This window comes from Paenibacillus sp. P4_E11, assembly GCF_056401635.1.
The window spans coordinates 44,897-55,874 of sequence record NZ_JBFUIX010000044.1; the positions used below are offsets into that span (position 1 = coordinate 44,897).

The 10,978-nt window shown below is 49.2% G+C and carries 12 protein-coding genes; 10 read left to right on the forward strand and 2 right to left on the reverse strand.

The genetic code is table 11. The features are described from left to right. Nucleotides 1-271 precede the first annotated feature (271 nt). Nucleotides 272-1,195 (reverse strand): LysR family transcriptional regulator, encoded by a 924-nt coding sequence (locus AC1DWB_RS17560; protein ID WP_477542377.1) that lies wholly within the window; start codon nt 1,193-1,195, stop codon nt 272-274. A gap of 112 nt (nt 1,196-1,307) precedes the next feature. Here AC1DWB_RS17560 and AC1DWB_RS17565 point away from each other — a divergent pair, with 112 nt between their 5' ends. Next, nucleotides 1,308-2,588 carry an adenylosuccinate synthase gene (locus tag AC1DWB_RS17565; protein ID WP_477542378.1) on the forward strand — a complete coding sequence of 427 codons (1,281 nt, stop codon included), beginning with the start codon at nt 1,308-1,310 and terminating at the stop codon, nt 2,586-2,588. 75 nt (nt 2,589-2,663) lie between these two features. On the opposite strand, the gene mnmA is transcribed toward AC1DWB_RS17565, so the two are convergent. Further along, nucleotides 2,664-3,830, reverse strand: a complete 1,167-nt coding sequence (gene mnmA / locus AC1DWB_RS17570; protein WP_477542379.1) for a tRNA 2-thiouridine(34) synthase MnmA — start codon at nt 3,828-3,830, stop codon at nt 2,664-2,666. Nucleotides 3,831-4,003: 173 nt separating this feature from the next. Here mnmA and AC1DWB_RS17575 point away from each other — a divergent pair, with 173 nt between their 5' ends. From AC1DWB_RS17575 to AC1DWB_RS17615, 9 genes are all read left to right on the forward strand, one after another. Then, nucleotides 4,004-4,993: a lipoate--protein ligase gene (locus AC1DWB_RS17575; RefSeq protein ID WP_477542380.1), complete on the forward strand. Its 990-nt coding sequence runs from the start codon at nt 4,004-4,006 to the stop codon at nt 4,991-4,993. 200 nt (nt 4,994-5,193) lie between these two features. Then, complete coding sequence (cymR, locus tag AC1DWB_RS17580; RefSeq protein ID WP_477542381.1) at nt 5,194-5,613, forward strand: cysteine metabolism transcriptional regulator CymR; 420 nt, start codon at nt 5,194-5,196, stop codon at nt 5,611-5,613. 17 nt (nt 5,614-5,630) lie between these two features. Further along, nucleotides 5,631-6,782 carry a cysteine desulfurase family protein gene (locus AC1DWB_RS17585; RefSeq protein ID WP_477542382.1) on the forward strand — a complete coding sequence of 384 codons (1,152 nt, stop codon included), beginning with the start codon at nt 5,631-5,633 and terminating at the stop codon, nt 6,780-6,782. 189 nt (nt 6,783-6,971) lie between these two features. Then, nucleotides 6,972-7,487, forward strand: a complete 516-nt coding sequence (locus AC1DWB_RS17590) for a PRC-barrel domain-containing protein (RefSeq protein WP_477542383.1) — start codon at nt 6,972-6,974, stop codon at nt 7,485-7,487. A gap of 14 nt (nt 7,488-7,501) precedes the next feature. Continuing rightward, on the forward strand, nt 7,502-7,699 hold the full coding sequence (locus AC1DWB_RS17595; protein WP_405460454.1) for a hypothetical protein: 198 nt from the start codon (nt 7,502-7,504) through the stop codon (nt 7,697-7,699). Nucleotides 7,700-8,219: 520 nt separating this feature from the next. Further along, a complete protein-coding gene (locus tag AC1DWB_RS17600; protein ID WP_477542384.1) occupies nt 8,220-9,287 on the forward strand; it encodes a CHAP domain-containing protein in 1,068 nt (355 codons plus the stop codon). A gap of 262 nt (nt 9,288-9,549) precedes the next feature. After that, entirely contained in the window at nt 9,550-9,954 is a 405-nt protein-coding gene (locus tag AC1DWB_RS17605) for a GntR family transcriptional regulator (protein WP_477542385.1), read from the forward strand. Further along, nucleotides 9,914-10,615 carry an ABC transporter ATP-binding protein gene (locus AC1DWB_RS17610; RefSeq protein ID WP_477542386.1) on the forward strand — a complete coding sequence of 234 codons (702 nt, stop codon included), beginning with the start codon at nt 9,914-9,916 and terminating at the stop codon, nt 10,613-10,615. Before AC1DWB_RS17605 ends, AC1DWB_RS17610 begins: the two co-directional genes overlap by 41 nt. Continuing rightward, nucleotides 10,602-10,978, forward strand: a 377-nt coding sequence (locus AC1DWB_RS17615; protein ID WP_477542387.1) for an ABC transporter permease, incomplete at its 3' end; no start/stop codon positions are given. The genes AC1DWB_RS17610 and AC1DWB_RS17615, both read left to right, overlap by 14 nt.

The window sequence follows — 10,978 nt, forward strand, 5'->3', positions numbered from 1 at the left end:
TTTTTTCTGGCTATTTCAATATAAGCCAATTCTGTAGCTTGAATAGTGGATTAATTTTCCGCTATTTCATGATCATGCGCAAATTCATAGAGAAAGTAGAGAATTAGCGGAATTATATTCCACTATTTCTCTCGAAAGATCGATCATGTTGTCATTAGCGGAAAAAATATCCGTTAATTCCTCACGCTCCCCTCTCTGCAATCAACCCGCCCCAAGAACCTGACTAATTCGGCCTATATTCGCGCCACGCGCCAATTATGGCAACAGCCGCCTAAGGCAGCATCCCCATAAATTGCCTCGCCGCCGCCGACAGCGGAACGTCCCGAAGCGTGATCAAGCCGACGCGCCGGGGCGGAATCGGCGGGCTAAGCGGCACCTCGCGCAGCACACCGCTAAGCAGCTCGTCGCTCACGAAGTTGCGGATGACGCAGGCCAGACCGAGGCCGATCCGCGCGAACTGGACGAGCAGCTCTATACTACCGAGCTCAATCTCCGGGCTCAGCACGACGCCTTGCTCTTGGGCGAACCGGTCGATGTAGCGTCGCGTACTGCTTGCCCGCTCCAGCATGAGCAGCGGATATTGCTGCAGCTGGATGAAGGTCAGCGGGGCTTCAGCCTGCGGAGACGCTCCACCGGCCTCACCTCCACCGAGATCAGCTCCGCCGAAACCAGCTCCGCTTACGAAGCAATCCTGCAACTCAATACTCTCTCGCACCTCCAACATGCGATCGTCCACCTGCAAGGGCAAGTTGACGATACCGAAGTCGATTTTGCCTTCCTTCAACAGCGCCACCGTCTCCTGCGTCGTGCGATTCGTGACCTGGAATCGAATCGAAGGGTACTTCAGATGGAACGCCTCCAAGTGGGGCAGCAGAAAGTACCGACACAGGGTATCCCCGGCACCAACCCGGATTTCTCCTTCCTGGAGCAAGTGAATCTCAGCCAATTTTTTCTCCCCGGCTTCAATAAGATGGTACGCCTGCGCGATATACCGATAAAGCACTTCGCCCTCGGAAGTCAGTTTCACCCCTTTAGGAGTCCTTAGAAACAAAGGACTTCCTATTTTCGTTTCCAACTGCTTGATGGCATGGCTGACCGCAGGTTGTGTAATGAACAGCTCCGTCGCTGCTTTGGTGAAGCTCCCAGATACTGCAGTCACATAGAACACCCGATAACTTTCCAGATTATCAATCACGGTATAAACCTCATTTATATAGAATATGAAAAGGATTCATTTTATTTATGTCAGTAATGTCATTATAATGGGAATTGTAAGGATAGTTCAAGTTTGGAAAGGGGTAGATCGCATGCCGGTTACGGCGATAGTAGGAGCGAACTGGGGAGACGAAGGAAAAGGGAAGATGACGGATGTGTTGGCCGGAGGATCAAACGTAGTTATACGTTACCAAGGCGGAAGCAATGCAGGTCACACAATCATTAACGAATACGGGAAATTCGCGTTGCACTTATTGCCTTCTGGCGTATTCGCACCAGGAGTTGTGAACGTGATTGGACCTGGAGTCGCTTTCCATACAGGTGATTTTCTGAAAGAATTGGGGCAACTGCTCGATAAAGGTGTACCGGCTCCGGATATTCGCATCTCCGATCGGGCTCAGCTGGTGCTTCCGTATCACCGGTTGTTTGACGCACTGGAGGAAGAGCGGCTCGGCGCTCGCCAGTTCGGTTCAACGAAGACAGGCATCGCCCCTTTCTATGCCGATAAATATTTGAAGATCGGCGTACAAGTCGCCGATCTGTACAACGAACAGCGACTGCGCGGCCGGTTGGAAACCGCGCTCGAAGCGAAAAACGTTCTGCTGCAGCACCTGTACGGCAAGCCGCCGATCACGGTGGATGAGTTGATCGGACAGCTGCTGCAGGATGCCGAGCGTATCGCTCCATACGTATGCGATACGACCAAGCTGCTGCGCGACGTGCTGAAGCGAGGCGAGTTGATACTCGCCGAAGGCCAGCTCGGCGCCTTGCGCGACCCCGATCACGGCATATACCCGTTCTCGACGTCGTCATCGACGCTCGCCGGATTCGCCGCAGTCGGCGCAGGCTTGCCGCCAGGAGAGATCACGCGCATCGTCGCCGTGACGAAGGCCTACTCCAGCTGCGTTGGCGCTGGACCCTTCGTGACCGAGATCGACGGGGATGCCGCCGATGAACTGCGCCGCCGAGGCGGAGATGCAGGCGAGTTCGGCGTCGTGACCGGTCGGCCGCGGCGAATGGGCTGGTTCGATGCGGTAGCTACCCGCTACGGCTGTCACGTGCAGGGCGCTACCGAGGTAGCGCTGACCAATCTCGACGTCCTCGGCTACTTGGACGACATCCCGGTCTGTACCGCCTACGAAGTAGACGGCGTTTCGACCGATGACTTCCCGGTGTCCGCGAAGCTCGACAGCGCCAAGCCGATCCTGCGCACGCTGCCAGGCTGGAAGACGGACATCACCGCCATTCGTTCGTTCGAGCAGCTTCCGCAAACGGCACAGCAATATGTGCTCGAGCTCGAACGGTTGATCGGCGTTACGATCCGATGGGTGTCAGTTGGCCCTCGCCGCGACCAGATCATCGACCGCGGTTAACGCATTATCGGTTATATAACAAGCAGGCTTGCGTCCCCACATGGGAAGCAAGCCTGCTTGTTTGCTCTCTATCGCTTATGTCAACTTACTGTCCACGAGAGGCTTCACCTGATCGATGATTGCACCACCCAGGCACACGTCGCCATCATAGAACACGACAGCTTGACCAGGAGTAACGGCCTTCTGCGGATTGTCGAATGTCACTGTGCATGTAGAGTTACCTGTGAACTGTACAGTTACACCTTGATCAGGTTGACGGTAGCGGAACTTCGCAGTACAGCGATACGGATCACTCGGTCTAACCGGACTGATCCAGTTCAAGTCGGTGGCCGAGAGGCTTACGGAATACAAGCTAGGGTGCTTCTCTCCTTGTACGACGTACAGGATGTTGCGTTCCAGATCTTTCCCCGCCACGAACCAAGGCTCGCCGCTGCCGGAACCGCCGATGCCTAGTCCTTGACGTTGCCCCAGCGTGTAATACATAAGCCCGTCGTGCATGCCTTTCACGGTACCGTCCAGATCTCGCATCTCGCCTGACTTGGCAGGCAAGTAGCTGCTCAGGAATTCCTTGAAATTCCGCTCCCCGATAAAGCATACACCTGTGCTATCCTTCTTCTTGGCTGTTGCGAGGCCGGCTTCCAGCGCGATTTCACGTACTTGAGCCTTGGGCAGATGCCCGATCGGGAACATCGCCTTGGACAGCTGCTGCTGATTGAGCGCGTTCAAGAAATACGTCTGGTCCTTGCCCGCATCCACGCCGCGAAGCAGTCGATACTCACCGTCTACCTGTTCCACCTTGGCATAATGGCCGGTTGCCATATAATCGGCTCCTAGCGTTAGCGCTTTTTGCAAAAATTCACCGAATTTGATCTCACGGTTGCACATCACATCGGGGTTGGGGGTGCGTCCTTTTGTATACTCGTCTAGGAAGTAGGAGAACACTTTATCCATGTACTCTTTCTCGAAATTAACCGTGTAGAATGGAATGCCGATCTGGCTGCAAACTCTTCTGACATCCTCGGCATCTTCTTCGGCGGTACAATGGCCGAACTCGTCGGTATCGTCCCAATTTTTCATGAAAATCCCGATCACATCGTAACCTTGCTGCTTGAGCAGAAGGGCGGTGACAGAAGAGTCGACTCCTCCTGACATGCCTACTACGATTCGGGTGTTGGAGTTGTCTGCTATGGAATCCGGATCTGATCCGGTATGGGTTGGAGTAAGGTTGGTATGGTTTGTCATGGACTGCGCCTCTTTCTTGGAAGTACTTACTTGAATTTAATAGTATATTTTATCACAAATCAGAACAAATCGCTCGTCCAACACGTCTGGCTTAAGAGATAGGAGTGATTTTTTATTTTTGTGGTATCCTTTTGGTACAGTCGAATGTCTTATTACTTGGAGGGAACACAACTATGCTATTCATCAACAATCGCGGGATTACCGATCCGACCTTGAACCTGGCATTGGAGGAGTATGCCCTCAAACGGCTTCCGGCCAACGAAGATTATTTATTGTTCTATATCAATGAACCTTCCATTATTATTGGCAAAAATCAGAATACAGCAGAGGAAATCAACGCCACCTATGTCAAGGAACAAGGTATTCATGTCGTACGGAGATTGTCAGGCGGCGGTGCGGTGTACCATGACTTGGGCAATTTGAACTTCAGCTTCCTGACGAATGATGACGGGAAGTCGTTCCATAACTATCGTAAATTTACCGAACCTGTTGTAGAGGCACTACGTCAAATGGGGGTCGAGGCCGAGCTGACCGGTCGTAACGATATTCAAGTCGGGGAGCGCAAAATCTCAGGTAATGCGCAATATTCTACAAAAGGGCGTATGTTCACCCACGGCACGCTCATGTTCGATTCAGAGATCGAGAACGTCGTCTCGGCCTTGCATGTTAACTTGGAGAAGATGAAGTCCAAAGGGGTGAAGTCGATCCGCAGCCGGGTGGCGAACATTTCTGAATTTTTGGCCCATCCGATGACGATTAATGAATTCCGCAGCAGATTGCTGGACTCGATATATGCAGGTGCAGAAGTGCAAGAATATAAGTTGACGGAAGCGGATTGGGAAGCAGTAGCCAAGCTAGCCGAGGAACGGTACCGCAGTTGGGATTGGAATTATGGACGTTCCCCTTCCTTTAATGTGCAACGAACGAAGCGAATTGAAGGAGCAGGTACATACGATGTCCGGTTGAATGTAGTCGGGGGCCGAATTGCCATTGCTTCGATATACGGGGATTTCTTCGGAATTAGCGATGCCGGTGAGTTTGCTGATAAGCTGGTTGGCCTCAAGTACGAGGAAGCGGCGATCCGGGAATGGTTGGAAAATGTCGATTTGACGCCTTATTTCGGTCCTGTAACGAAGGAACAGTGGGTCGAATTACTCATTTGATGCTTTTTCCTCCTAATGCGATAGGATTTTTGAAAAACTTTTCATGAGATTGTCAAGTATATGGATGACACAATGAAAAGAACTATGTTAACATGTAAATAAATAATTTATAATGCTTCTAATCTTTTAACTTCGTATCCATTTGGACACAATGAAAGTCATATAGATTACTTGCTTTTAACTGTAAATGAGGTGCTTTTTTGAAAATTTCAACAAAAGGTAGATACGGGCTGACGATTATGATGGAGTTGGCCTCCAAATATGGAGAAGGTCCGACCTCTCTGAAGAGCATTGCCGAGAAACATCAGCTTTCTGAGCATTACCTGGAGCAGTTGATTGCTCCACTGCGGAATGCAGGACTTGTTAAGAGTATCCGTGGCGCTTATGGCGGCTACATCTTATCCCGGTTGCCTGAGGAAATATCTTCCGGCGACGTTATCCGTGTACTGGAAGGCCCGATTAGTCCAGTAGATTTCACGGAAGAGGACGATCCGGCGAAGCGGGATTTGTGGATTCGTATTAAGGACAGCATTGCCGGCGTGCTGGACTCGACTACCTTGGCTAACTTGATCTCGTTTCAAGATGAAGGTAGGAACAATAACTATATGTTCTACATATAGAACGGCGAGAATCAGCCATGCAAACTATTTATCTCGATCATGCAGCAACAACCCCGGTTCATCCCGACGTATTGGAAGTCATGCTTCCGTACTTCACTCGCCATTATGGCAATCCTTCCAGTCTGCACGCATTCGGTCGAGAGACGAAGATTGCCATCAGTCGGGCACGTGATGAGATTGCGCAATTATTAGGATGCTCTCCTGCGGAATGGATATTTACAGGTAGTGGGACCGAGAGTGACAATATGGCGATATTCGGCGCCGCCGAGCGATATGGCACGAACAACAGACGCCATATGATTACAACACAAGCAGAACATCATGCTGTACTTCATGCTTGCAAACAATTGGAGCGGGCAGGGTATGACGTTACTTATTTGCCGGTCGACCGTACCGGACAGGTGCAGGTGGAGGATGTCCAAGCTGCGATTCGGCCGGACACATTCCTGATCAGTGTCATGTACGGGAACAACGAAGTGGGGACGATTCAACCGATTCATGCAATTGGAGCATTGGCACACGAACACGGTATATTATTCCACGTGGATGCGGTGCAGGCTCTTGGTGCGGTTGATCTGAACTTGACGGAGCTGCCTGTTGATCTTATGAGCTTCTCAGCTCATAAGCTATATGGACCGAAGGGTGTGGGCGGACTTTATGTTTCCAAGGCCCATACGATTACTCCACTTATACATGGAGGGTCTCAAGAGCGAAAGCGGCGAGCTGGAACAGAGAACGTGCCCGGAGTCGTTGGCTTCGCGAAGGCGATACAGCTGGCAACAGCCAACCGTGCAGCGAACGTAAGCCATCTGGAGCAACTGCGCGATCGATTGTTGGTGGGGCTGACCGAGCAGCTTGGCTCGTCCTACTATGTAGTGAACGGCAATTGTAACGAGCGATTGCCGCATATTGTGAATGTGAGCTTTCCAGGCGTCGATACCGATACGATGCTGATGAATCTGGATCTGAATGGCATCGCTGCTGCTAGTGGATCAGCCTGTACGTCAGGCTCGCTGGAAGTGTCGCACGTACTGCAGGCTATGGGGTTACTGGACGAACTGACCCATTCCGCCATCCGGTTCAGCTTCGGAAATGTGAACGAATTGCAACAAATCGATGAAGCCTCCCGCCGAATTGGAACCATCCTGCGGCGAGTTCGTAATAAATAGAAAGCTTTAGGAAGTGAACTAATTTGGAAGGAGGTATATAGGTTTAACCGGAGCTTCAATCTTATATGTTCAACTGTTTCATCAGTGTTTCATTAGTAACAGGATGACTTTAGCTTTGCGGCATAAAACATCCGTAAGGCGTACAATATATAGGTATGTTGAAAGTAATGGTTTCAGGAGGATCAACTTTTGCGCAAAGCACAGGACATCATAGGCCTGCCTGTTATCGAGATTGAGAACGGCAAGCAGATCGGGACGGCCAAAGACTTTTTGATCGACCGCGATTGGAACTTGGAAGGTGTGCTTTTGGAGACGAAATCTTGGTTCTCCGCTCCCCGCTATATCAAGTGGGAACATGTCATTTCGTTCGGAACAGATGCCATTACGGTTCCGGACGCACAATCCGTCGACAGCCTAGACAGTGATATCGAGCTCAGCTATTTGGAGTACGGTACGACCAAGCTCAAGGGATTGCCCATCATAACCGTGAGTGGTAACAAACTTGGAATGGTGGAAGATGTTTATTTTGGCGAACAATGGGRCAAAAAGATAGTAGGGTATGAGTTATCGGAAGGGTTTCTGACAGATTTGAAGGACGGACGCAAATGGCTTCCGGCTCCCGACAGTGCTAAGTTCGGGGAAGATGCCATTATCGTCGCCGTCGACTGCGAATCCCAACTGCAAGAAATTCCAACATTTCAGTGAAATAAGGTGATCTTATGTTAAAATGTCCGAATTGCAACTCCAAAGACATCGGCAAAATCGGCTCTCATCAATTTTATTGCTGGGGCTGCTTCATCGAATTGACGGTGAACGGCGAGAAGATGTCCGTGTATCAAGTGGAGGAAGACGGTACGCTCAGCTCGCTGGACGACCTGTTCTTCGAAGAGGAAATGCCAGAAGTACACGCGAACTAATCCTGCTGATGCTGGATAGCCGCATAAAGTGTGAAAACGAACACCCGATTCTCCCTACAAGGAGCGGGTGTTTTTTTTGTTGTAAAACATTCGTTGTGGACCTGAGAGTCGCTATTTTGTGAAATAGGCAGGTATAGACAGACCTAACGGACACAGATGACGCTATTTGTCGTGGAAAGCGGCAAAATAGCTAGTTGTAAGGGAATAACGGCCTCTGTGTCCGCAAATACCCTTTAAAAGGGGTGAAACGGACGAATAACGGATTCAGTGTCCGTAAGAACTCTTGAGAGCAGCTTACAAGGAAATCTATGCACAACTTAACTCAACCACCAAGGAACCGGCCGCTTGCGGGGTTTTTCCCAAGTGAACGAACAGAGGGGGGGAATGATTATAGATGATTTTTCCTGCCAATTGGTCATCCACATAAGCTACTATCGTAATACAGGAATTATCTGAAATCAATTCTAAGTGAGATGAACTTCATACTTTGGATAACCGCGGCAGACTGGAAAGTATTAGAATGGTTGTTGATGAAAAACTGCTAGCCTTGAACAATGCAGATATCAGGCGGGACGCGATTGTGCACCTGTACGGCGTATCCAGCTATGCGACCTTGCTGGCCAAGAGGAGAGGGCTTGATCAGGAAATGGCCGCCATTGCTGGCTTGCTTCATGATTATTACTTGTTCACTACCGGAATTGAGGACTTTCATGACCAGAATGGGGCAGAAGCGGTAAGACCGATATTAAGGGATATGGGGATATTCTCTGTAGAGGAACAGAGAACCCTGTTACGTGCTATTTTTTATCATAGTGATAAGTGTAGTGTCCATGGACCGTACGACGAGCTTATTAAGGATGCGGAACTGCTTCAGGGATACGTTCACAATTTGGACCAGCAGGTTAGGCTGAGGAATCCTACAGATCGATTAAGACGGGTTTTGACGGAATTGGCGATTCCGTATGATGAGGAGTTTGTAGAGGTCGTAGAAGAGATGGAGCTGGTCGTCTCAGCAAGTGAACCTCAGGATAAGCGGGCAGCTCTAGCTGATTTGGCGGAAAGCCTTGCAAGTAAAGGGATAGTGGGCATTCCTGCTGAACCGTTGTATCGTGAAATATGTCAGTATTGGCCGGATTCTAACATCTATATCGTTCTGATGGATAGTTGGTGCGCTGCCTTCGTGTACCATTGCTGCAGGCAAGTTGGCTTCAAGCTCCCTATTCGCTATCCGATCGGAGTATGTCGATTCGCAGGTGTGGCGGCTTGGCAGGAATGGGCTCAGCTTCCAGAGATTCAATACTTCCATAGCAGCCAAGATAAGGATTTCACCCCTCAGAGAGGTGACATTCTCATCTACGAAAAGCTGTTATCCGAACAATCTCACGATCATATTGGCATTGTGCTGGCCTGCGATGAGGATGAACTGCTTGTCGCTGAAGGAAATAAGGACAATAAGAATCAATCGGCTCTTATTCGAAGAGACAGATGGAGCAAGATATCCGGATTTGTCCGCATTGCGAATGACTATGCATTTACGTTCAAGGGAGAGTATAATCCGCAGTTAACCGCCCCTAAGGATCAGATCTAACGGTCTCCTACATATTTGTTATTGTCATGAAGCAGGCTGCTCGTTGCAACCTGCTTCATGATCGTTACTGCAACTACGTTATTACAAGTTCAACCTTATTATCGTGCATGAATGGATGCCTAAAGCCGTTTGGGCCAAAGCCTAGAGTCAGGAGAGTGGCGCTTGTTCTTTTTTGAAATATCTATTGACTTCGCATTTGGTTGTTGTTACTGTATTAATTAATTAATACAGTAACACTGAAATGGGATTGGTGGAGGCTGCGATGGAATTCAATCAGAAGGAACCAATTTATACCCAAATTATCGATGACATCAAAATAAAGTTCATCAACGGAACGTATCAATCGGGTCAGGAAATTCCCTCACGGCGCGAGCTTTCCAAAAGACTGGGGGTCAACCCGAATACGATCCAGAGAGCCTACAGGGAAATGGAGGACATGAGATTGATTGTAACGGTAAGAGGGCAGGGAAGCTTTATGACCGGCGATACGAAAATTTTGGAAGCATTAAGGGAAGAAACGTTGAACGCCGCGGTTAGCCAAAGCATCGAAATGCTTCGTTCTTTCGGGAAATCGGATGAGGAGATTCTGGATACGATGAAAAAGTATATGAAAGGGGAGAATCTCAATGATCAGAGTGGAACATGCCGTAAAGACGTTCGGAAGTAAAAAAGCGTTGGACGGTATATCCTTCTCCGCCGGGGAGGGGCGAATCGTCGGATTGCTGGGTACGAACGGCGCAGGCAAATCAACGATGCTCAAAGCGATGGTCGGACTGCTCCATCTGGATCGAGGCAAAATTACTATGGACGGTAAATCGCCGTGTTTGTCTACAAGGGGAATGCTAACTTACCTTCCCGACGAGGATGTATGGTATCCATGGATGAAATTATCCGACGCCATGCAATATATTAAAGACATATATTGGGATTGGGACGATAATAAGGCTCGTCACTTGCTTGATTTTTTCGAATTATTGCCCGAATCGTCGATTCGAGAGGCGTCCAAAGGGACGCGAGCTAAGATGAAGCTGTTGCTGGCGCTTAGCCGGCAAGCCAAATATTTGTTCCTGGACGAACCTTTATCGGGAATCGATCCATTCGCGAGACAGCAGATTGCTCAAGCGATTGTGGAGGATTTTGTGGAGGAGGGTCAAACCATCATCATAACTACGCACGAGCTATCCGAAGTGGAAGCCATGCTCGATGAGGTAATGTTTATTCACGAAGGAAAACTGCTACTTAGCGGTAATGTAGAGACATTAAAACTTGAAAGAAACTTGTCATTAATGGAAATTTTGAAAGAGGTGTACGATCATGCACGCATTTAGAAGGTTGGTGCTAACGGATTTACGGAATCGAAGAAGTACGATTTGGGTTACGCTCGGGACAATGGCTCTTCTGAATGTGGCGGTTGCCATACTGCCCCTTCAAATGCAGCTTCCTGAGAACGGGCTTGGTTTCATTATGTTTTTGAATATTATGGTGTTCGCCACCGTGTTGCTTATTCCGTTTCTGCACTGCTTTTCTTCATGGCGTGACGAGTGGAAGCAGCATTCGATTTATCAATTATTGGTTCTTCCTGTCCCCCGAACTTATTTGCTTGTTTCCAAGTATATCTCGATCCTGGTGGAAGTATTGTTAATAACGGCAGTCATGATCGCCGGCTTATGGATGCAATACGGGGTTAGTGG

Bases quoted from the DNA above. Each gene is read 5' to 3' on its own strand.
- AC1DWB_RS17565 (WP_477542378.1), top strand. From the start codon at position 1,308: ATGCCGGTTACGGCGATAGTAGGAGCGAACTGGGGAGACGAAGGAAAA.
- mnmA (WP_477542379.1), bottom strand. From the start codon at position 3,830: ATGACAAACCATACCAACCTTACTCCAACCCATACCGGATCAGATCCG.
- AC1DWB_RS17575 (WP_477542380.1), top strand. From the start codon at position 4,004: ATGCTATTCATCAACAATCGCGGGATTACCGATCCGACCTTGAACCTG.
- AC1DWB_RS17585 (WP_477542382.1), top strand. From the start codon at position 5,631: ATGCAAACTATTTATCTCGATCATGCAGCAACAACCCCGGTTCATCCC.
- AC1DWB_RS17595 (WP_405460454.1), top strand. From the start codon at position 7,502: ATGTTAAAATGTCCGAATTGCAACTCCAAAGACATCGGCAAAATCGGC.
- AC1DWB_RS17600 (WP_477542384.1), top strand. From the start codon at position 8,220: ATGGTTGTTGATGAAAAACTGCTAGCCTTGAACAATGCAGATATCAGG.
- AC1DWB_RS17605 (WP_477542385.1), top strand. From the start codon at position 9,550: ATGGAATTCAATCAGAAGGAACCAATTTATACCCAAATTATCGATGAC.
- AC1DWB_RS17610 (WP_477542386.1), top strand. From the start codon at position 9,914: ATGATCAGAGTGGAACATGCCGTAAAGACGTTCGGAAGTAAAAAAGCG.